Origin of the sequence: Sorangium sp. So ce1036, assembly GCF_051369805.1 — a bacterium.
In the GTDB taxonomy this organism is placed as follows: Bacteria; Myxococcota_A; Polyangia; order Polyangiales; family Polyangiaceae; genus Sorangium; species Sorangium cellulosum_F.
Window position 1 is genome coordinate 4640908 of record NZ_JBBMOX010000001.1, and the last position, 21731, is coordinate 4662638.

The following is a 21731-nucleotide window of genomic DNA, read 5'->3' on the forward strand; positions in this document are numbered from 1 at the left end:
ATGCTCCTTCGAATCCGGAGCCGCGAAGGCGCCCCCTCACGGCGCGCGCAGTATGTCCCTGGCCCCGCGTGAAGTCACGCGCTGCGCACCGCTGTCACGCCGCCTCGCACAGAAAGACGCGAGTGCATGTCATTCCAGTTGCTTGACCCGAATTATCACCCGTCCCGGCGAAATGTCGGTCGCGCCCTCGAAGCGCTCGATCACCGCCACGAAGCGCGACGCGCCGTCTGCGCCCTGGATGAGCCACGCGGCGTCGCTCGCGGGCGCGGGGGGGTTCGCGCCGGGCTCGAGCCACCGCCCGGTGAAGGCGGTCGTGATGTGATCGCCGCGGTAGACGACGGTCGGATCGGTGAGGGTGTCGTACCCGACCGTGTCGAACCGCGCCGCCTCGGACGCCGCGGTTCGCTCCTTGACCTGGGCGAGCGACTCGGAGCGCGTCTCGGCCTCGTGGAGGTCGGCGCCGCGCGCGGCGCCGGGGCCGCCGAGCTCGCCGTTGACGCGGATGAGCGACCTGCGGAAGCAGACGTGCCACGCGGTCGACGCGCTCGCCTCGGCGGGCGTGAGCGGGAGCGCCTCGCCGCGCGCGAGGTCGAGGCACGCGCCCTTCGCCGCGTCGTCGTCGACGTCGCCGCCCGCGGTCGCGTCGAGCGCCGCGAGCTCGACCGTGGGGCCGGGGCCCTCGGGGAGCACCTCGGCGTAGCGGAGGTGGTAGATCCCCGCGAGCGGCGCCCCGTCCACCTCCCCGTAGAAGCCCAGGATCTGGAGCTTCCAATAGCGGCCTTCGTGCGCGATCGCGTGGACGTGAAAGCGGCTGAACAGGACGTGCTGCGCGCCGTCGTAGGCATACCAGCTCGAGAAGGCGCCGCCGGGCTCGTCCTCGAGCAGGAAGGGGGTGCTCGGCAGGTCGCCCGCCCTGTAGTCCTCGAGGCCGAGGGGCAGGGCCCCGCCGTCGCCGGGGCCGCTCAGGCCGCTGTTGGTGAAGACGTCGTAGCCCGAGAAGGCGAGATCCCACGCGGTCGACGCCGCGGCGTCGCCGGTCGGGACCACGACCTCGGGGGTGGCGAGCCGGACATGGACGCTCCCTGACGCCGGCACCTCGACCGCGAGGAGCGCGCCGTCCCCGCCGTCCCGCGATCCGCCTGCGCCCACGTCCTCGCTGCACGCCGGGGTGAGCAGGAGCAGCGCTGCGGTGATGGTCCATCGGGTCATGAGTCCTCCCACGGTAGCTCGGCGGCGACGCCGAGGTAGACGGTGCGGCCCTCGAGCGGGCGGTGATCGCCGCGGCGGGCAGGGTCCTTCTGCGCGTCGAGCAGGTTTCTCACGCCGACGTAGGCCTGCGACGACGGCCAGAGCGGCCGGGCGAGCCGGGCGTCGAGCGTGCTGAACCCGGGCGCCCTCAGGCCCTCCTCGACGAACGCGCCGGTGACGGCGCGGAGCCGGGCGACGAGCTCGATGCGGAGCGGCAGGTCGGCGCGGAGGGCGGCCTGCGCGGTGTGCGGCGGTCTGCCGGCGAGCGGCTGCTCGGCGGTGTCGTTGCGCGTCCAGAGGTAGGCGTAGCCGGCCTCGGCGCGGAGCCACGGGGCGGCCTGGAAGGTCGCCGAGAGCTCGACGCCAGAGGTCCGCGCCCGGGCGATGTTCCAGTAGGTATAGGTATCGACGCCGCCCGAGGAGCGGAGCGGCCTCGGGTCGATGTCGATGAGGTCGCTCACCCAGCTGGCGAAGCCGCCGGCGCGCAGGGTGAGGTCCTGTCGGGGGCGAAAGGTCACGTCGCCGTTCACGCCCCAGGACGTCTCGGGGGCGAGATCGGGGTTGCCCTCGAGGACGTAGCCGAGGCCGGAGTGGTCGAAGGAGAAGCCGAGCTCCTTGGCGCTGGGCGCGCGGAAGCCGCGGCCGCCGGAGACGCGCAGCGTGAGGGGCGGCGCGGGCCGGTAGGCGAGGGCGAGGCGGGGGGCGACGACGCCGCCGTAGCGGAGGCGGAGCTCGCCGCGGACGCCGGGCATGACGGTGAGCGTGTCGGTGAGCTTCCACGCGAGCTGTCCGTAGAGCGCGGCGCTGCCGAGCCGGGTGTCGGGGACCTCGTCGCGCGGCGGGCGCGCCGAGGTGCCGGAGGTGGAGACCGCGGTGACCTTCAGCACCTGCTCGAGCGTCTCGACCTCGGCGCGCGCGCCGGCGACCCAGGTGCGCCGTCCATCGGCGAGGGTGGCTGTTGCCTCGTAGCTCTGCAGGGTGCTGGAGCGCTCGCGCTCCTCCTCGGCGGGCGAGCCGCGCAGGTCGCGGCCGCTCGTCCGGAACGCCCACTGCCGCCCGGCGGCGAGGCGGAGGGAGGAGCCGCCGCCGAGGTCGAGCGTCTCGGCGAGGTGGAGGGAGATGCGGTCGGTCACCTCGGGGAGGTCGACGAGGTAGGCGCCGAGGCCGGGGCGCTCCATCTGCTCGATGCCGTCCTGCGCGTCGTGGATCCAGCGCGCGCGGAGCCGCAGGTCGATGCCGTCGCCGAGCGCGGCGCCGGCGCGCAGGCCGAGGAGGTGCTGCGAGCGCGCGGGCAGGGCGGTGGGGGCGACGGAGGAGGAGGTGGAGGCGGCGCCGGGGGTGGGGGGCGGGCTGGAGGGATCGGTGGGATCCGGGGGATCCGGGGGAGCGGGGGTGGCGGCGGGCTCGACGAGGGAGAGGCTGTCCTCGCGCTGAAACGCGGCGTCGGCGCTGGCCCAGGCGCGGTCTCCGCGGTACGCGCCCGACGCCTGGACGAGGAGCCCGGCGCGGCTCCGGACCTCGAGGCGGCCGCGGCCGCTGAAGCCCGGGTGGGCCGGGGGCGCGGTGAGCACGTTGACGACGCCGCCGATGGCGCTCGTGCCGTAGAGCGAGCTGGTCGGTCCGGTGACGAGCTCGATGCGGGAGACGTCGCCGAGCGGGAGGGAAGAGAGGTCGATGGCGCCGCCGGCGTCGCCGATGACGCGCTCGCCGTCCTCGAGGACGAGGACGCGGTCGAGGTCGAAGCCCTGGATCTGGATGGCGCTCGGGTTGCCGAGCGTGCCGTAGGCGCTCGGGTTGACCTGGACGCCGAGCTCTCCGTCGAGCGCCTCACCCACGTTGGTGGCGCCGCGGCGCTCGGCCTCCTCGCGGGAGATGACGCGCGTGCGCACCGTGGCGCGCTGGCTGCTCTCGGGGGTGCGGGTGCCGGTGACGACGACCTCGAGGGGCTGCGCGGGGGGCGGCGAGGTGGGCGCGGGGGGAGGGGGCGCGGGGGCAGCGGGAGCCGGCGCGGGGGGAGAGGGCGCCGGTGCGGCGGGACGGGGCGCCTGCGCGTCGGAGGCCGGTGCGTCGGGTGCTTGCGCGGCAGAAGGCTGCGCGAGCGCCGGGCGGGACAGGGCCGCCGAGAGCAGCGGCGGAAGCAGGTAGACGGCGAGCTGCGCGGCGCGCGTCAGGCGCCGGATACGGGCCATGGTCGTCCCTGGGACAGCGGAGCGGCAGGCTCGAGGCGCGGAGGCAAGGACATGGAGGCGAGCTCGGCCCTGTCGGCGCGAGGGCGGCCGAGGCGGCAGAATGCTCTCCCGATTCAGGGCGGTCGTCCAGCGCCTCGGGGGCCTCCGGGCAGCGGGAAGAGCGCCAGCAGGAGCCGTCGCGCACCGCTGCGAACTGCGCGAGCGCTGCGCCCTGCGCGGACCTCCGGACCGGGCGATCCGGCCCGGGCGGCCCCGATGGGACCCGGCCGGAACGCAGCGCTCCGGTGCGGCCGGAACGCAGCGCTCCGGTGCGGCCGGAACGCAGCGCTCCGGTGCGGCCGGAACGCAGCGCTCCGGTGCGTTCGCCCGGCCCCCCTTGCGATGGGCCTGCAGGGCTCCAGGTGCACGGAAAGAAGCAGGAACGGGCCGAGGAGGTGCGCATGAAGGCGAACGAGGACACGACGGAGGAACGAGGGGAGGAACGAGGGGAGGAAACCCCCAGGAACGCCGGGGACACTCCCCGCGAACGGAAGGGCGGGCCGGGGGAACGCCGCGAGACCCCGGGGACACCGGCCGAGGAGCGCTCCGAGACGACGGCGGACGAAGAGAAGGTCGACGAGACCTCGGAGGAGTCGTTCCCCGCGAGCGATGCTCCTGCCTGGACGCCGACGCATGCCACGGGCTGAGACCGGCGCGGCCACGCACGGGCGCGTCGTGGGTCCAGGTCGCGGAGCGCCGGGGCGGGGCCACCCGCTGCGCGCCGGGGCGGGACATCCGCCGCGAACCGCGAAGCTCGCCGCGACGAGCCGCTGCCGCCGGATGCGGCCGGCTCGTGCGGCGGCGGACCCGGCGCGGGGCGACTGCCGGCGCGGGGCGACTGAACGAAAGGGAGCGGGTTGGGCTTGCATTGCTCGACGACGGACGGTAGGTTCCCGCGCCGCATCGCCGGTCCCCATCGTCTAGCCCGGCCCAGGACCCAGCCCTTTCAAGGCTGTTACGCGGGTTCGAATCCCGCTGGGGACGCCCCGGTTTCGCAAGCAGGTTCCCGAAGGTGAGCCCCGTGGGCCGGCCCTTCTGCCGAAACGAGCGGTGTCCCGCGGAGCGGAAGGGAAGGGGGGCTCCGGCGGCGCGCTCGCGGTCCTCGTCCTCCCGCGGTGGAACGGGATCCTCGCTGGAGGAGCGCGTCGACACGGCCTTGCGGAGCAGCCTTCTGCCCCCGGAGACGCCGCAGAGCTTCCTGCTCGCTGCGGAGGAGCGGTACTTCGACGCGGCCGAGTTGCTCACGCGCGGTCGTACGACGGGCGCAATTGATCTTGCGGGGTTCGTGGTGGAGATGCTGCTGAAGCACGCGGCGTTCCGTCTGCGCGGCGCCGGCCCGGGGACGGCGGTCGGGCCGTCGTTCGGTCCGGCGATGAAGTGGGCGACGGAGCTCATCCGGACGATCGACCCCGAGAGGAAGCACAGCCTCTGGTTCTGGGCGCAGTTCGTCCGGAGGACTCGTGTCCTGGATCAGGAAGCACTGGTCGTCGCCGTGGAGGTGATCATGCCAGTACAGAGAGTCAGCTTGCGTGGGGCTCGCCGCGCACCCAGGCATCATGACGAGCTCAGGGCGCGCCTGGTCGATGAGTGGCGCAACCAGGGTACCGTGGAGCCACGTCCAGATATCGTGGAAGAGACCGATGATACTGGGGCGACCGTGCACATCTACGTCATCTGGGATGATTGGGGCGCGCTCGGCCAGCAGGAGCGCTCGGCGATCATCATGGACGCCTACGAGGAGGCCCAGGGCCAGCAGCGGGCCCTCGGCGTGGCCGTCGCCATGGGGCTGACCCGCGCGGAAGGACAGAGAATGGGGGTCTCGGGCGGTTGAGCCTGCCACGTTGCATGCTGCTTGAGACAACGAGACGGTCGTCTCGCTGTCACTGGCCAGCGCGCCATCATGATGATCGGCGGCGCCTGTCGAATGCGCGTGCGCCGCGAGACAGAGGAACTCCTCATGTCGCCCAGGGCGCCACCGAGGAGCGCGGCGCCGCCCGAGAGCGTCGCCGCCACCGGCGAGAGCGCCCGGCGCCTGGCGCTGCTGGTGCCGGGCGGCGGGGCCAGCCTGCGGCCCGCGAAGGCGGGTCGCGTCGTCGGTCGTGCGTGCGAACCCGGTCACCGTTCGTGGGGTGGGCTCGCCGCGGAGGGGTCACGGCGGCCCACGGAATGCGAGGACCGAGGCGCGCACCGGGCGTCCTCGCGCGCGCGGTATCGAACTGGATTTACAGCGACTGAGCCCGAGGGTACTCCTATGTTAGGGGCCATGCGCCCGATGAGCCCATCGGGCGATCTGCCCCTGCACTGGAGGCGTCGAATGACTTTACTCAAAGGTGACCAAGCGCGAGGATCTACCTCACGCCGCGTCGGCCTCGCCGGCCGAGGGCGGGAGGGCCTGCTGGCAGCCGTCGTGTCGGCCGTCACCCTCTCGTGGGCGGGCGAGGCCCGGGCGCACGAGGAGGTGAATGACTGGAACGAGATCATGGCGCAGATGGAGCCCCTGTCGGGCTTCTTCATGCACTCTCGCCTCGCGGCCCTGCTGAACGTCTCGATTCATGACGCGCTCAACTCCATCCCCGGAAGCGCTCGCTTCGAGACCTATCTGCCGCCCGTGGAGACCACGGGCCCCGCCAGCCCGAAGGCCGCCCTGGCCGCCGCGGGGCGGACGATGCTGAAACGGTACATCGACTTCTTCTCCGACCCGAGCCTCCCTCCACCCTTCCATAACCCGCTCCTGGAGGACCTCCGGCCGCAGGTCGAGAGCCTTTACGCCGCGCAGCTCGCCGCGATCCCGAGCGGCCCCGCGAAGGCAGAGGGGATTCGCGTCGGGCGGAAGGCGGCCCGGCGGCTCTGGAACGCGCGCCTGAACGACGGGTGGAACAACCCCAACGCCACGCTGTGGGTGTGGCCCGACGACGACGGCGACGACGACCCGAGGACCGGCCCTCCGGGGCAGTACGTGCAGCTCGCCTCCGAAGATACGTATCCCGGTGCCGAGCAGCCATCGTTCCACTGGTGGGGAGACGTGCAGCCGTGGGCGATGACCTCGAACGACCAGTTCCTGGTCGATCCGCCGCCCAGCTTCGACGACCCGGCGCACATCGCCGACATCGAGGAGGTCCGCGCGTACGCCGCGGACGACAGCGCGGTGCGCACGGCGCAGCAGTCGTTCGAGGCCTTCTGGTGGGAGGCCTGCCCAGGGGTCGGGTTCGCCTCCACGCTGACGTTCGCGAGGCAGCTCGCCAGCGACTTCGGCCTGAACAACCACAGGACCGCGCGCATGTTCGCGCTCATGGGGATCACCCAGGCGGACGCGATGATCTCCAACGTGAACAGCAAGAACTTCTACAACTTCTGGCGGCCGTTCACGGCGATCGAGCACTACCATCCGGGGGGCGACTGGGATCCTTTCTTGATCACCCCGTCGAACCAGGAGTACCCCGCCGGCCACCCCATGGTGAGCGGCTCGGGCCTGTACGCGCTGGCGCACCTCTTCGGCCTGGGGGAGCTGTCCACGCCGCTCTTGGGGACTGGCGGGTGCGGCACCATCGAGTACGCATCGCTGGAGGACGCGATCGACGGCGTCATCAACGCTCGCGTGTGGGGGGGTATGCACTTCCGCGGGTCGTCCGAGGTGGGCGCCGAGGCGGGCAGGCAGATAGCCCGCTACGTGCGCAGGAGCTTCCTCCGGCGGCTGTAGGAGACCGGCGCCCGCCAGGGGCGCCAGTCTCGTTGCCATCGTCGCTGGCCGAGAGCTCTCGCTTGCTCCTGCGACCGTGCTCCCGGCGCAGCGGGTCGATCTCGCGACGGCGCTCAGGCTCGCCGCCTCCGTCATCGCGCCGGATACCGCGGCGCGCCTCCCCGCGAGGCCCGCGAGGCCCGCGAGGCCGCCGCGGGGACGTCGGCGCCCGGCCGGCCGCTCCGGGGCAGCCGCCCTGCGCCCTCGGCCGGTCGGGCCCAGCCCCTCGTCGACCTTGCATCTGCCTGCACCGTCGCGGTAGGATAGAGATCCTGAGACGGAGTCTGCGAGCGGAAATAGTAGAGCGAGCCGGTGTGGACAGGCCGGCGGACGAAGCGAAGACCAATCAAAGGCAAGCGAACAGCATCTTTTAGCTGCGTCGAAACCCGGGGTTATGTAGGTCGATCGGTTCAGCCTCATGTTGGACGCTATGCGCTCTGGCAAGAGTCTCTGCGCCGTGCTCGACCAGCAGGACTTTCGGTCCAAGCCGTGGCGGAGTGTCCAGTAGCAACCGCACCAGGAATGCGCCCGCGGGGTTTACGTGCCAGCCAGGCCTCGGGAAAGCGGGTGAGCGACAGCTCGGAGCCGGTGCTGGCCAACCACGGCTCCGAGCTTTTTTTTGTGGCCCGCCCGGCGCGCGAGCTGGATGAGGCGGCGCCAGGACCGTACCCGTCGTCCGTCGCCAGCGTCCCGAGGCAAGAGAGCGCGAGCGAGCGAGGAATCCTGCCGTGCTGGGAGCGAGCGTCGATCGACGCCGCGGAGCGCGCAGCAGGCTCGCCGGCGCGCTCGGTGCTCTCGACCCCTCACTGGGCAGTGATGCGGACGACGCCGAACAAGAGCTCGTGAACCACCGTGCTGTCCGTCGGCAGGACACCGGGGAACCAGCGCGGGACGACGTTCACGCGCAGCGGGACGACCAGCCCGGACGGGACGGACGAGAGGAACGCCATCAACCCGCTCCGCGCCTCGCTGGAGAGCGTCCACTCCCAGCGGTCCAGGTTGCCCCTCGCGACGTTCCCCTTGACGTGGAGGACGCGTGCGAGCCCTTTGAGACCGGTGTCCATGCGCTCCTCCGGCAGCTCGGCATAGACGCGCACGCCCGAGTGCAGCGAGGTCTCCCTCATGTCGCGCCCATCCGGCAGGAGGAAATCCTTCCGGAAGACCAGCGCGGCGAACTCCGACAGCAGGATGACGCTCTGCGGCTTCACCGCGGTGAGCGCGCCGTTGGTCGTGTTGCGCCACTCGAGCCCGAGGAAGGGATCGAACGCGCTCGTGCTCGCGGCGAGCTCCTCCACGCGCCTGGCCAGCGTGTCGATCGCGGCCTGCACGCGCCGGTTCTGCGATCCGGGCAGCTCGGCGGCGAGCCACGGCACCAGCGGCTCCCACGTGATCTCGCGCGCCACGTCGAGCTGCGCGAGGAACAGGGCGGTCTGCGCGGTGGGGTTGTTGACCCGGTCGAGCAGGCGAGCCTCGACGCGCTGGGTGGGGAGGCCCAGGTGCTCGCCGAGCTTCCACTGCACCTGCGCGACGCCGCTCGCGTCCGTCCGCGTGCGCACCGTGTGGTAGAGGTTGCCGCTGGGCCACTTCTCGCCGGACACGAAGCCCTGGCTCGAGTCGTGGACGCCGCCTCCCTGGGCCTCGTTGAGCGGCGTCCCCTCGAAGACGCGGTTCAGCACCGCGAACTCGACGACGGCGTTCTGAACCGGTCGCTGGCCGTCATCGACGCGGACGCGGAGCGCGACCTCGAGGGTCTCGCCCGGCCGGCCGCTCTGCCCGTTGCCCCCGGCGATGTGCAGGTTGAAGTGATCGAGCGCCTGCGCGACGAAGGTGATCGCCGCGCCCACCGGCGTCCCGGCCGGGCCGATGCGCGCGACCTCGACCGTCTGCGCGAGCGCCGGCTCCCACGTGGTCTCCGCGAGCCGCGGGGTCGGCGCCGCGCCGAGCTGGAAGTAGACGCGCGCCTCGCCGTTGCCGTCGGTCACGAGATCGACCTGCGTCACCGGCGCCGGCGACGTCGGAGCGGTCGCGCTGATGAGGCCCGCGCCCGAGGCGACGCGGAAGCGCAGCGTGGCGCCCGGCACGGGCGCGCTGCCGCGCGTGAGCACCGCGGTGAGCGGCGCCGGCAGCCACTCGCCGCCGCGGCCGTGCTGCCCGTCGCCGCCCTCGATGTCGAGGCTCCAGATCGAGGTCAGCGGCGGGAAGAGCTTGCGGCAATCGCTGCGGAGCGACCAGGTGCCCCCGCTGCGATCGAGCAGCGCGAGCGCCACGCGGTGGCGCGCAGGTCCCTGGGACCCCCGCGCCGTGAAGCTCGGCGAGACGAACGGCCAGTCGAGCTGCTGGCCGGTGCCCGGCAGCACGGCCGTGCGCGCCGGGATGAGCCAGAAGTCGCCCGTGCGGTAACGAGCGCCGACGTCGAAGCGCACTTCGAGCCCGTCCTCGATCTTCTGGAAGCCGCCGGTGATCGGGACGGCGCCGGCGCCGTCCCAGCGGCGGACCACCACCCGGCTGCCGCCGAGCACGATCTGGAGCGCGGAGACCGTCGCGCCGCCGAGCAACGTGAGCTCCAGCGCGTCGGATCGCGCGTCGTCCACGCGAGCCAGGATGCCGGGCTCGCCGCGCAGCACGGCCGCCTCGCCGCGGATCTCGACGGAGCAGCCGATCTCGAAGCCGGCGGCGCCGCCGGGGCCGAGCCGATCGACCTGCAGGACGACCGGCGACTGGGAGGTGAGCGCCACGGCCGAGGCGACGACCGCGCCGTTGTCCCGGCTCCACTTGAACGTGGGGGTCTGAGCGATGGACGACCCGTCGGCGGCGATGTTCCCGGCGTGGATCTCGATCCGGTAGAGCTGGTTCTCCAGGCCGCGGAAGGCGGCGGCCTCGGACACGATACAGGGCCCGCTCACCCCGCTCGGCTCGAGGCGCGGCTGGAGCGTGCCGTCGTAGCGCTGCGCCAGCGACGCCAGCGCCACGGCGGCCGACGCGCAGGTGCCCTCGTTGACGTCGTCCACCCGCAGCCACCGGACCTGCCACACCGCCTGATCGCGCAGCGTGGTGTCCGGTCCGCCGAGGGCGACCTCGCGGATGGACGGCTCCTCGACCGCGGTGAGCGGACGCTCCCACACCTCGAGGTACGCGAGCCACGCGCCGTCCTGCGCAGGCAGCGGGTTCAGGCCCGGGAGGAACGGCTGCGCGGCGCCGAGCTGGAAGGAGGCGCCGTTGCGCACGCGGATGCCGTTCACGAGGTAAAGGCCCGGACCGACCTCGGGGACGCCAGCGCCGTTCAGCGTGACGGCGAAGCCGGCGTCGTCGGCCGGCGCCCCCGAGCCGCCCACGAGGCGGGCGCGACCTTCACGCGTGTCGTGGAGCTGGATATCGACCTGCTCGTTGTGGTCGGCGTCGAGCGTCACGCGCCCTTGCTGGGAACGGACCGCCGTGAAGTTGTCGTCGGGGTCGAACGTGGAGCGGGTCAGATCGCCGTTCATGGCTGTGGCCTCACACGAGGAAGAAAATGCCCGGCTCCAGGCCGAAGCGCAGGAATTGAGGGAGAGCGTTGCGGAGATTGGCGAGGCGGATCCCGTGCTGCAGGTGGTTCCACGAGCCGGGCTCGCCGCTGTCCTCCGCGGCCCCCCGGAGCTCGGGCGCCGCGTCCGGGGCGAGCAGCAAGAAGCCCGGCGCCATCGGATCGGCGCTGACGAAGCGCGGGCGGACGCGGAGGGGCACCAGCGCGGCCGCGGACGCGTCGCCCGCCTGGGTGGCCTCCTCCAGCGCGAGGTCGGGCTGGCACCGGAACCGCCGAGGCGTCCGGCTGCTGGCCGGCACGTAGCAGAAGCGCAGGCACCCCTCCTGGTGCTGTTCCACGGTCACCGGGCCCGCGAAGATCGAGCTCGACGCGCTGAGCGCGCCGAGCTCGCACGCGCCGAGCACCGTGGACCCGTCCGCGGTCATCGCGGTCTCGGGCGCGTGCACTCGGCCCGTGACGGCGGTGTCGATTAGGTGGATGCCGCCGATCGCGCCGGCCGCCTCGATGTCGCCGAGGATCGAGCGGGACGCGTGGACCTCGAGCGCGGCGTTGTCGGCGTTCGCGGTGACCACGTCGATCGCGTTCGTGCCGAGCACCGTGGCCGACACGAGGCGCAGCCCCTGGAGCGAGCCGGCCAGGGCGACCACGCGGCCCGTCACGACGAGGCCGCTGACGAGCAGCTCGCCGCGGTTTTCGGCGGTGGTCGCGGCGCCGCGGACACGAAGGTCGCCTGCCACGATGGGCCGCACCGAGTCCGCTGCGAGCTGCCCCTTCGGGCGGCCGGGCAGCGCGCCGTCCGGGGGCTCCGGCCAGGTCGCCCCGAGGATGCCGAGCACGGCGCCGGAGGGCACCTCGATGGCGGTGGCGGGGGCCGCGTGCGTGCGGCTGTCGCCGACGAGGATCAGGCCCAGCGCGCGGCTCCTGGCCTCGTCGTCGGGGAGACCGGCGACGAAGCCGTTCCACTGCTGGACGGCGTCGTCGAGCGTGGCCACGATGTCCGGGCCGGTGCGGTCGCGCACCACGAGGATCTGGAAGGTGACCGTCCGGCTCTCGGGCGCCCCGGTCCAGCGCGCGAGCCACTCCTGCACGAGCGCGTCGCGCTCCCAGGGGCCGGCGCCGAGCTCGCCCGTGGTGGCGATGAAATGCCCGGTCGTGACCTCGATGTCGCTCAGCCCGGCCGTGAAATCCGAGCCGAGCACGAGGCGGCCGATCTGCGGATCGACCTCGACGCGGTCAGGGGCAGGCGCGGCGGGCACCGTCGCGATCGCCGACAGGTCGCAGATGTCGATCTGGCCGGGGGCCACCTTGCGCACGACGGGGGCGTCGCCGGCGTCGCGGCCGTGGACCTCGATCCAGAACGGCCAGGTCATGTCCGCCTTCAGCGCGCGCGCCCGCGCCCAGAGCCGCCGCCTGGACAGCGCGAGAGGCACCGAGGCCTCGGTCGCGATCGCCGCGGGATCGGTCTCGGTCTCGATCGCGGCGTAGAGCGGCCGATCCTCGCCGAGGGGGCTGAATCGATACGCCGCCTGGCCGGCGAGCGACATGGACGTCGCGGTCACGCCCGCGAGCGGCCAGATGCGCGTGCGCCACAGGAACAACCCGACGTTGGGCAGGTTGTGCGTGCCGCGCCCCGACGCGATCCGGCGCACCTCGGCGGTGCGCGTCGCCTCTTCGAAGGGACCGCCGAGGCGCTCGAGCGCGCTCGTGCGCCGGATGTCCAGCGTCGCGGGGCGCCCCGTCGGGTGGTTGATGGATTCGTTCCACGTCATGCGGGTGAAGAGCTCCACCACGCGCGCCGGGTAGTTCGTGAGATCGCGAGCGAGCAGCTCGAGCATCGCCGCCGTGCCCTTGCGCCTCCGGTAGCCGATCGTGTTGGCCACGAAGGCCCTCCGGCTGAACGCGATGGCCCGCACCTCGCGCGCGACCGGGAGGCCGAGCGCCTCGCCGATGTAAGGGACCAGCGACTCCTCGGCGGTCTCGATGAAGGCGTTGTCCCAGGCGGTCTCGATGTCGGCCTGGACCGCCTGGAGCTGCTCGTCGATGATGGCGAGCAAGGCGCGCAGCGGGCCGCCGAGCTCGGCGTCGCGGCGGCGGTAGACCGCAGGCAGCTGCGCGTAAAGGGTCTCGCGGACGCTCATTCGGACATCCTCTTCGGACGGGCGCTCATTCGGACATCCTCGTCAGGACGACGTCGGAAGCGGCCGTGGACACGAGGAGGAGCTCCGCGATCTGCCGGGCGCCGCCGCTGGTCTGGGGCCCGCGCGCTTCCAGGACGAGGCCGGGCGGGGCAGCCTGGGTCGGATCGTCGACGCGGAAGATCCTGTCGAGATCCACGGCGCGGACGCCCTTCACCGACGTGAGGACGCGGACGACCTCGGCGGGCGTCACGCCCTGCCCGAACGCGCGGCTCGCGAAGTCGAAGCGCGACAGGAGCGCCGCGCGCGCCGCCGCGTCGACGTCCTCCCAGCGATGGGCGGGCTCGATGAGGAGCCGGGCCTCCACGCCGAACCACCGCGCGCTGTAGCTGTCCATCACGACGCGGTGCATGGGATCCTGGTAGCTGCGCAGCGAGAGCTCGAGGTCCACGATCACGGGATCGCTCGGGGCCAGGGGCTTGCCGCTCGCGCTCGCGACGGTGAGGTGGACGAGGCGTCGCTGCCCGGCCCAGATGCCGACCGCGAGCGCCTTGCCGATCCCGGCGAACGTCCGCGCGTAATCCTCGTAGTCCTGGAGCGACACCAGGCGATCGAGCGTGAGCACGGTGGTCGGCGCGTTCCGCCGGATCTCGTCCGGCCCCTCGGGGTCCGCGCCGCCGGAGAACGCGGTCGGGTTCATGGCGCCGTCGATCCCCGCCGGCTTTCGCGTGAGCAGCGAGGCGCGGCCCGGCCCGACCTCCCCCGCGAGGCCGAGCCCCGTGCGGTACGAGGCGACGACGTTCTCCGCGCCGGCGGGGAGACGCGCGCCCGTGATCCCGTCGCCGAACTCCACGACGGTCGTCCCGTCCGACGCGTAGCGGAGCGCGTACACGAGCGCGTCCGGTGCCTGGCCGTGCAAGTAGGGCACGCGGCTCCACGCCACGCCTCCGACGCGCACGGTGAGCGCCGGCTCCGCGCCGCTCGGATCCGCGGGCGAGGACACGTGCGTGAGCGGCTTGCCCTTGAGGACGAAGCGCTGGAGCGGCTGCGCCGCGTTGCCGCTGCCGAGCACCTCGCTCGGCGCCGTCTGGCCGTGCGTGGCCCGCGCCACGTTGGCGTTCAGCACCACGGCGTCCCGCAGGTACGCGCCGGCGAGCGGCGGGTCCAGCGTGAGCGTCGTGAGGCCGTCCGCCACGCTCGCAGCGACGATCTTCACGACCTCGCCGCGCGGGCTGCCGGTCGAGACGTCCGGGCCGTACACGGACAGCATCCTCTCCTCGAGGCCGGAGAACACGCCGTTCAGCGTGACGGTCGCGCCCGTGACCGCGCTCGTGTCGGGCTCACCGACACGGAGGAACGCGTCGGGCTCGCACCACACCGTGGTCGCGCGGCGATCGAGCTCGTCGAGTCGCTCGCCCTCGAGCTTGAGCCGCGTGACCTTGGCCGTGAGCGTGAAGTCCACGCGCGACCTCGGGCTCGCCCGGCGCACGCGGTACGCCTCGACGTTGTACGGGTCGGCGAGCACCACCCAGCTCCCGGGCACGATGCCCGTGTACTCGCGGTCGAGGTCGACGAAGCCGTTCTTCACCGCCGACTCCTCGGACAGCGCGAACCTGGGCCACTCGGTCACCGGCCACGGGGCCTTCGTATCGGGGCGCGTGCGGCTGAGCAGGCGCGTGCGGCCGTCCGTGCCCTCGGTGGGCACGCCGTCCATCGCGCCGCCCGCGCTCCACCACGCGGTGAGCTGCGCCTGGTCCGACTGGGTCTTCCAGTCCGGCGCGTTGTGCCCGAAGAGGGAGGCGCGGTTGCGGAAGATCAAGACCGCGAGCACCTGCTCGGGCGGAGGCGTCCTCGAGTCGCCGAGCCCGCGCTCGAACACGAGCTTCGTCTGATCGCGCGCGGCGTCGATCTCGATCGAGGTGATGCGCCGGAACTCCCACCGCTCGCTCCCCGGGGTCGCGTCGCGGTCGGCGCCGTAGAGCAGCACGCCGTCGCCGCGCTGCGCGCGCGTGGCCACGCCCGAGACCCAGACCCAGCCGTCGCCCGTGGCGAGCGGCGTGAGCGGCCTTCGCTTCGTGACGGGCAGCGCGTTGTACGCCGCGAGCGCCTCGATCGCCTCGCTCGTCTCGAAGATGGGCGGCGGGGCGTTGCCCTCGGGGAGGGCCATCACCGCGGTGCCGGTCGGCACGATCACGGGCCCGGTCGAGAGCGACGACGCCGTGAACGCGAGGTAGCCCGACGCGGCGACGCCCGGGCCGGGCTCGTACCCGAGCGCGCGCGCGATCTGCACCAGCGACACGCGCTCCGTCGCGGTGCCGATGAAGACCTCGTTGAGGTGGCGCTCCTGATAGAACGTGAGCACGTCGAGCGCGCACGCCGCGGCGTCGAGGAGCGCGATGGTCGGGTCGGACGCGTCGCGCGCGGTGAGCGCCTGGAGGGGCCGCGCGCCGTCCTCTCGATCGGGCGGCACCGTCTGCAGCGGCAGCCTCGCCACCATGGCCGCGCGGAACGTGGCCCACGTGCCCGTGCGGTAGCGCAGGGCCGGCTGCCCGGGGGGGTTGTCGCGCTCGGGCTCCGCGGGCTCGCAGCATCCGATCGCGCTCATGCTCCGCCCTCCACGTTGAAGTGGATCCGACCGCGCTCGGGCGCGCTCGGGTTCGACTCGCACTGGATGATCTCCAGCGCCCCCACGCGGAGCACGCCCGAGGCGAGCTCGTCGTGCCCGGCGGTCGACCAGCGCCGGAAATGGTTCGCCGGGTTCTCCGGCCGCGCGTCGACCCAGCGCACGCCCGGCACCGCCATGGCCGCCGCGACGATCTGGCTCAGGTACACGCTCTGTCCGAAGGTGAAGTTGTCGGGATGAAAGAAGGCGCGCGTGCCGTCGGGCAGGAGGCCGGTGCCGAACGCCCGCCGCAGGTTGCTCGCCACGGCCTCGGGCCAGGCGTCGTGCTCGACGCAGATCGCGAGCACGATGTCGAGCGGCACGTGCTCGGGCCCCCGGACCTCGAGGCCGTACCCGGCCATCCGGTACCGCTCCAGGAACGCGGTGATCTCCGCCGTGAACTCGGCGTCGACCGGGCGGCCCTCCACGCGATCGATGTGCACGCGCACCGCGTGCCACGAGCCGGTCCACACGATCCGCGCGACCGCGCGCTGCACCTCGCGGTGCCGGCCCGCGACCTCGGCCCAGTCGGCCAGGGTCACCGCGCGCTCCTGCGTCCGGAACGCGTACGGCGCCGACTTCCGCACCACGTCCAGAGGCTCCGGATCGACGCCGCCCGTGGCGGGCAGCGGGTTGCGCACGGCCACGAGCTCCGAGGCCGGGAGCTTCGTCGACAGGAGGTGGGCGATGGCGCCGGCGCCGACGTTGCCGAGCACGCCGTTGCCCGTGCGGTACCTCGCCTCGAACGCGGCATCGCCGCCGGGCCTCCGGCCGGTGGTGCCGTCGCCGAAGCGGATCCACGCGCGGCCGCTCGACTCCATCTCCACCCAGAACTCCGCCGCGGAGCGATCCGAGGCCAGGAGATCGCGCTGGGGCGCCCACGTCACGCCGTCGTCCCCGCGCAGCGTCACGGCGGGCAACGCTCGCTGCGGCGCCTGGCGCACCACCGCGCTCGCGGACCACGTCGTGCTCTCCCAGTCGGGCGCGGCGGTGTCGTCCCAGATCGGCGGCGGGGTCGCGAACGTCAGGTCCGTCCGGCCGAGCCGCGCCCCCAGCCGGCCGCGGCTGCCCCACGAGGCGACCGAGAGCGCCTCGGTGAAGGGCCGGCCGTGATCCACGAGCGTGAGGTTGCCGCGCGCGACCGCGAGCGGACGCCCGTCCTGCAGCACCGGGAGGTCGAACGGCAGCGCGTCCTCCACGAGCCACTCCACCTCGAGGACGTCCTGCGCGAGGAGCGGATCCGTGACCTCCTTCGGCTCCTTCGAGAGCCGCACGACGTGGCGCAGGGCGGGGTCCGCGTCCTCGGCCGCCCGCGTGGCCGCGCTCGCGGTCGCCTCCAGGAGCAGGAGGTCGCCCTTCTTGAGCTTCAGCGCGCGGCCCGCGTCGAGGAGCGCGCAGCGCGTCGTGCCCCGGGGCAGGCACAGATCGCTCTCGCCCCACGCGTAGATCGTGATCTCGTTGTGCGCCTCGGCGAGCCTGCCGAGCGGCAGGATCGCGCGGAACACCTGCGTCTCCGGCGGCAGCGTCGCCTCGAGCGCGCTCGGCGGCAGGAGGGCGCTCGCGCCGAGGAGGCGCGTGAGGAAGAGGTCGCCGACCGCGACCGCGTCCGCGCGGTCCACCCCCGCGCCCGCGGCGAGGTGGACGAAGGCGCGCGCGTTCACGCCGTCGTGCATCCGGTAGTCGAGCAGGCGCGCGTGGCGCCGCACCGAGGGCCGGAGCCGCGCGGTGTGCAGGTACGCCTCGGTCGCGACCGCGTCCTGCGCGTACGCGAGCTGGTCGGCGCGCGCCGCGATCAGATCCGCGAGCACGGACCACATGCCCGCGGGGGTCTGCTCGGCGTCCGCCGCGCCGAGCACGGCGAGCCGATCCAGGAGGAGCCGCCGGAAGCCGTTGAAATCGCGGGTGAGGTAGTCGAGGACGGGCGGCGCGGGCGGCTCGGCCGCGCACGAGGCGTCGGTCCGGCAATCGAGCGGCGAGGGGCAGTCGATCTTGAAGTTGACGGTGGCGGCGGAGAGCAGGACGTCGAAGAGGGGGTCTCCGGACACGCGCAGCGTGTAGAGCGAGAAGTCGCCGCGCTCCTCGGTGCAGACGGCGAGCCACGCCTCCGCGTCCCCGCGCGCGGCGCGCTCGGCGGCGAACGCCCCGAGCTCGGCGCGCTCCGCGCCGGTCAGCTCGGGATCGACCACGGCGGCGATGTCCGCGAGCGGCCAGGCCCAGCGCACGCGCACCTCGGGCTGGCGCACGCCGCCGGTGATGGACAGGTTCGACGCGCGCAGGTCGGTCACGCCGAACGCGGTCGCGAAGCGCACGAACACCACGCGCTGCCGGAGCCGCTCGGACAGGAGCGGGCGCTGATCCGCGACCAGCACGTGGTGGATCGCGTTGAGCCACGCGGCGCGCGCCGCGGCCGAGAACGGCGGGGCCTGCGCGGCGTGGAGCGACGCGAGGCGCGCCTCGAACCCGCTCGGCGGGGCCGTGCTCCCCGGGCCCGCCCGGAGCGCGACCGTCACGGTCGCCGGCAGCGCCGCCTCCGTGTGCACGATCAGCCAGCGCCCGGGCAGCCCCGGGTGCGCCTCGATCGCCGCGGCGAGCGCGGCGAACCAGTCGAGCTCGTCCTGCTGCAGCGCGCCGTCGAGCCCCTGGATCGTCCCGAGCTCCGGGGCCGTCACCATCCAGCGCGCGGTCGCGCCCTCGACGTGCACCTCGGCCGGCGAGAGCGCCGCGACGTCGCGCGGGGTCACGAACCGGAGCAGCGCCACGCGCCCGGCGATGCGCGCGGGCAGGCCGGCCGCGGGGAGCGGGAGATCGGCCGGGTCGCGCGACGGATCCGCGCCCGGGATCACGAGGCGCTCGAGCCCGTTGTCCGCGAGGGAGTAGGCGGCCTCGAGGGCGCGGCGGCGGCCTTCGAACGCGCTCACGTTACACCTCGCCCCGGACGACGACGGTGCTCGCCTCGGCGGTCAGGCGCACGCGGTACCGGACGGACACGGTCAGCGTCGCCTCCTCGGCCGCGACGTCGACGCTCTCGACGAGGATGCGATCGCCGAGCCACGTCTGGAGCGCGCCCTGCACCAGGTGCTGCGTCGTGGCCGCGAGCTGCTCGCCCGCCGGCGCGAACACGAGCTGCCCGACGCCGCTGCCGAGCGTGGGCCGCATGATCCGCTCGCCCGGCGCGACGAAGAGGAGCTGCTCGATGAGCTCGCGCACCTCGTCGTCGGCGGAGACCGTGGCCGTGCGGCCGGTCTGGTCGATCCGGTAGGGGAACGAGAGCGCCCTCATAGCGCCGTCACCCTCGGCGAGGCGGCCGCGACGACGGCCGGGCCCTGCGGCGCCTGGGTGGCGGCCAGGCACAGCGACGTGCTCGTCTGCAGCAGCACCGGCGCGCCGCCCGCGCGCACGCGCGTCGAGGCCACGAGCCAGCGCACCTGCACGCACGGCGAGGGCGTGGGCCCCGGGAGCTGGAACGGGCAGCCGCCGACCGTGAACGTGTCCATCTGCGTGAGCATCGGCTGGCCGCCGACGGTGACGCGGACCTGCGACGGGACGGCTTGCGCCGGCACGCCGTGCGGGCACTGGATCTGCGCGCCCTGGTGCAGCACCGGAGAGCCCATCAGATCACCTCCAGCGCGCCGTTGTTGAGGCTCACGCGGGCCGGATCGAGCTTCACGCTCGCCGCGCCGCAGGAGATCTCGACGCCCTGCGCGCTGAGCACGATCTTCACCGGCACGCCGACGACCGGCGGCCCGACCTCGATCGTGACCCCGCCCGCGCCCGGCAGATCGTCGAGCTTGAGCGTCGCGCCCGAGGTCTTGAGGATCTTCGTGGTGGGCAGGCCGGGCAGCGCGGGCGTGCGCCCCACGTTCCAGAAGCCGCCGACCCAGATCGGTTTGTCGCGATCGCCGGCCTCGAACTCGATCCACACGTTCGCGCCGATCGGCGGGACCAGCCACAGGCCCTCTCCGTCGCCGGCGTAGGGCGCGCACGGCATGGCCCACGCGAGCACGCTCTCGCCGAGCACGGCCGGGCAGCTGATCTGGACGCGGCCGATCTGCAGCGGATCGAAGTTGTTGATCACGGTGCCGCGGTACTTGCCGAAGTAGGTGCTCATGGGATGACCGCCGGGACCGTGGCCCCCAGGCCCTCGCGCGAGAGCTGAAAGCTCTGTTTGTACTCGCCCCGCCGGATCGAGTGCGAGACGCTCTTGACGTAATAGAGGCCATCGAAGCTGTATCCGACGCCGCGGACGCCGACAAGCTGCCGCGCGTAGAGCAGCGCGCCGTAACGGGCCGTGTCGAGCTCGCCCGACGCCGTAACCGACTTCACGGTGGAGGCCGTGGTCTCGGACGAGGCCTGGAGCAGGGCGCGGACGTAGTTCGCGCGCGCCGTCGCCTCCAGGAACTTGGTCTTCATGATGGGCGCGTTGACATAGAGCGAGGGCATCGCGGCGAGCGGCGGCGTGAGCAGCGGCAGGCCGTAGACGGGCAGCGGCGGGACCGTGGCCGCGGGGTTGTCGTCCTGCACGAGGCCGATCACCTGCGTCGACTGGGTGCCGTCGTGCTGGAAGGAGATGCTGGTGACGTTGTTCGCCGCCCCCATGCCGGTGGTGAGCGCGCGCTGCGGCAAGAACGCGGGGATGCGCGGGCCGAAGTACGCGATGCTCTGCCCCGGCAGGGGGCCCGGCAGGACGAAGAACACGAAGCTGTGCTGCTGCGCCTTCTGCGTGAGGATGGCCCAGGCGGTGCCCTGGGGGTGGGGCAGCTCGCGCGTGGGATCCGGCGGCACGTCCGTGGGCGGGGGCAGCACCATGGGCGTGAGGCCGAGCGCGGCGTAGGGCCCGAGCAGCGTGTAGGCGAGCGCGGTGTCGTTGCCCGGGAACGGCATGCGCACCTCGAGCTGATCGAGGAGCACCCCGAGATCCTCGCCGGTGACCGTGATGGATCCGCTGCCCGGCTTGTCGCCCGGGTTGAGCTGCTGGTGCGTGATGATCCCGTCCATCAGGACCTGCGGAATCGCGTTCACCGTGACGACGAGGACGATGCGCGTGCCGACCTTCACGCGCTGGCTGAGCAGGACCGGATAATCGATGAGCCCTGTGACCGTGTCGCGGAGCGCGCGGAACACGATCTGGAACGTCGAGCGCCCCTCGTCGCTGTGGCTGACGGACACGGTGTCGAGCAGCGCGGCGAGATCCGGCGCCGGCAGCGGGACCGCGGGGCCGCAGAGGAGCGTCAGGACGGCGCCCGGGAGCATCCGGACGGCCTTTATGGGCGCGGCACGGGCACGCGCAGGCGCGCGCCCGGCTCGGCGGTGAGCGTGGCGGGATCGAGGGCCTCGTTGGCGTCGGCGACGCGCCACCACGCCTCCGCGGAGCCGAGCGTCCGGGCGGCGATGAGGTCCAGGCGCTCGCCGCCCTGCACCCTCACCTCGGCGAGGACCTCGAACGCGTCGGCCGGCGCGAGGAACCTGCGCGGGAGGTAGCGGATCTCGCGCCCCGTGGCGTCGACCCAGAGGAGCGGGGACTGGCTGGCGGCGGCGTAACGGCTGGTGGGATCGACCATGGCTTGCCTCACGAAGCGCTGAGCGCGCTGGCGGTGCTCGTCACCGAGGCGAGGCCGGCCATGACCTCCTTCGCGATCTGGTGCGCGAGGAACAGGGCGTGCCCCGGGTGCATGGGACCGAGATCGTCGGTGGAGAGCACGCGCAGGCCGAGCGACACGCGCGCGCGGATCGGGTTGAGCTGCGGATCGTGCGCCTCCTCGACGATGGAGAACTGCTTGACGCTGACGGGCAGCACGCGCCTGGGCCCCCAGATGAACAGGATGAGCGGCCCCTGCGGCGGCACGACCTCGATGCTGCCGAGCGCCGCGAGCACGGTGTTGGCGATGATCCGCGCGGAGGGCGGGTAGACGAGCTTCTCGAGCGCGGCGAGCTGCGGGTGGACGCCGAGGGAGACGGCGAGCGGGTCCTGGGTCTCGAGGCCGTCGGTGGCGTCGAGCTCGATCTCGACGTTGATGGTCTCGACGGGCGCGCCCGTGTAGCTCGTGGCCGCGGGCCCGCCGTCCGCGCCGCGCGCCTCGAGCTGGCGCGTGAGCGTGTGCGGGTTGTACTGGAAGAGCACGACCGTCGGCACGGGGACGAGCGGATCGATGGCCACGAGCGCCCCCTTCAACGTGCGTGGCGTGCCGGGGAATGCGGACACGGA

General features: G+C 73.3%; 15 protein-coding genes and 1 tRNA gene. 4 read left to right on the plus strand and 12 right to left on the minus strand.

What is annotated here, in order from left to right:
* Positions 1–129: 129 nt before the first annotated feature.
* Positions 130–1209 carry an HmuY family protein gene (locus tag WMF31_RS17605; RefSeq protein ID WP_436603056.1) on the minus strand — a complete coding sequence of 360 codons (1080 nt, stop codon included), beginning with the start codon at positions 1207–1209 and terminating at the stop codon, positions 130–132.
* Positions 1206–3437 carry a TonB-dependent receptor plug domain-containing protein gene (locus WMF31_RS17610; RefSeq protein ID WP_436603057.1) on the minus strand — a complete coding sequence of 744 codons (2232 nt, stop codon included), beginning with the start codon at positions 3435–3437 and terminating at the stop codon, positions 1206–1208. Before WMF31_RS17610 ends, WMF31_RS17605 begins: the two co-directional genes overlap by 4 nt.
* Before the next feature lie 440 nt (positions 3438–3877).
* Between WMF31_RS17610 and WMF31_RS17615 the strand changes: the two genes are divergently transcribed.
* From WMF31_RS17615 to WMF31_RS17630, 4 genes are all read left to right on the plus strand, one after another.
* A complete protein-coding gene (locus WMF31_RS17615; RefSeq protein WP_436603058.1) occupies positions 3878–4123 on the plus strand; it encodes a hypothetical protein in 246 nt (81 codons plus the stop codon).
* A gap of 262 nt (positions 4124–4385) precedes the next feature.
* A tRNA-Glu gene (locus WMF31_RS17620) sits at positions 4386–4460 on the plus strand.
* Between the two features lie 172 nt (positions 4461–4632).
* Complete coding sequence (locus WMF31_RS17625; RefSeq protein WP_436603059.1) at positions 4633–5307, plus strand: hypothetical protein; 675 nt, start codon at positions 4633–4635, stop codon at positions 5305–5307.
* Between the two features lie 576 nt (positions 5308–5883).
* Positions 5884–7173, plus strand: a complete 1290-nt coding sequence (locus WMF31_RS17630) for a vanadium-dependent haloperoxidase (RefSeq protein ID WP_436603060.1) — start codon at positions 5884–5886, stop codon at positions 7171–7173.
* A gap of 842 nt (positions 7174–8015) precedes the next feature.
* Here the strand turns inward: WMF31_RS17630 and WMF31_RS17635 are convergent.
* Genes WMF31_RS17635 through WMF31_RS17680 form a run of 10 tightly spaced genes read right to left on the minus strand, consistent with a single transcriptional unit; the run spans position 8016 to position 21728 of the window.
* The gene (locus WMF31_RS17635) at positions 8016–10694 is read right to left on the minus strand and encodes a DUF6519 domain-containing protein (protein WP_436603061.1); all 2679 of its coding nucleotides are present in this window, start codon (positions 10692–10694) and stop codon (positions 8016–8018) included.
* Positions 10695–10704: 10 nt separating this feature from the next.
* Positions 10705–12870, minus strand: coding sequence for a phage tail protein (locus tag WMF31_RS17640; protein WP_436603062.1), 2166 nt, complete (start codon positions 12868–12870; stop codon positions 10705–10707).
* A gap of 25 nt (positions 12871–12895) precedes the next feature.
* Positions 12896–15472 carry a putative baseplate assembly protein gene (locus WMF31_RS17645; protein WP_436603063.1) on the minus strand — a complete coding sequence of 859 codons (2577 nt, stop codon included), beginning with the start codon at positions 15470–15472 and terminating at the stop codon, positions 12896–12898.
* Positions 15469–18447, minus strand: a complete 2979-nt coding sequence (locus tag WMF31_RS17650; RefSeq protein ID WP_436603064.1) for a putative baseplate assembly protein — start codon at positions 18445–18447, stop codon at positions 15469–15471. Before WMF31_RS17650 ends, WMF31_RS17645 begins: the two co-directional genes overlap by 4 nt.
* 1 nt (position 18448) lies before the next feature.
* The gene (locus WMF31_RS17655) at positions 18449–18808 is read right to left on the minus strand and encodes a GPW/gp25 family protein (RefSeq protein WP_436603065.1); all 360 of its coding nucleotides are present in this window, start codon (positions 18806–18808) and stop codon (positions 18449–18451) included.
* A complete protein-coding gene (locus WMF31_RS17660) occupies positions 18805–19140 on the minus strand; it encodes a PAAR-like protein (protein WP_436603066.1) in 336 nt (111 codons plus the stop codon). Before WMF31_RS17660 ends, WMF31_RS17655 begins: the two co-directional genes overlap by 4 nt.
* The gene (locus tag WMF31_RS17665) at positions 19140–19637 is read right to left on the minus strand and encodes a phage baseplate assembly protein V (RefSeq protein WP_436603067.1); all 498 of its coding nucleotides are present in this window, start codon (positions 19635–19637) and stop codon (positions 19140–19142) included. The genes WMF31_RS17660 and WMF31_RS17665 overlap by 1 nt, the downstream gene beginning before the upstream one ends.
* Positions 19634–20779: a hypothetical protein gene (locus WMF31_RS17670; RefSeq protein ID WP_436603068.1), complete on the minus strand. Its 1146-nt coding sequence runs from the start codon at positions 20777–20779 to the stop codon at positions 19634–19636. Before WMF31_RS17670 ends, WMF31_RS17665 begins: the two co-directional genes overlap by 4 nt.
* A gap of 11 nt (positions 20780–20790) precedes the next feature.
* The gene (locus tag WMF31_RS17675) at positions 20791–21087 is read right to left on the minus strand and encodes a hypothetical protein (RefSeq protein WP_436603069.1); all 297 of its coding nucleotides are present in this window, start codon (positions 21085–21087) and stop codon (positions 20791–20793) included.
* Between the two features lie 8 nt (positions 21088–21095).
* Entirely contained in the window at positions 21096–21728 is a 633-nt protein-coding gene (locus WMF31_RS17680) for a hypothetical protein (protein WP_436603070.1), read from the minus strand.
* Positions 21729–21731 lie beyond the last annotated feature (3 nt).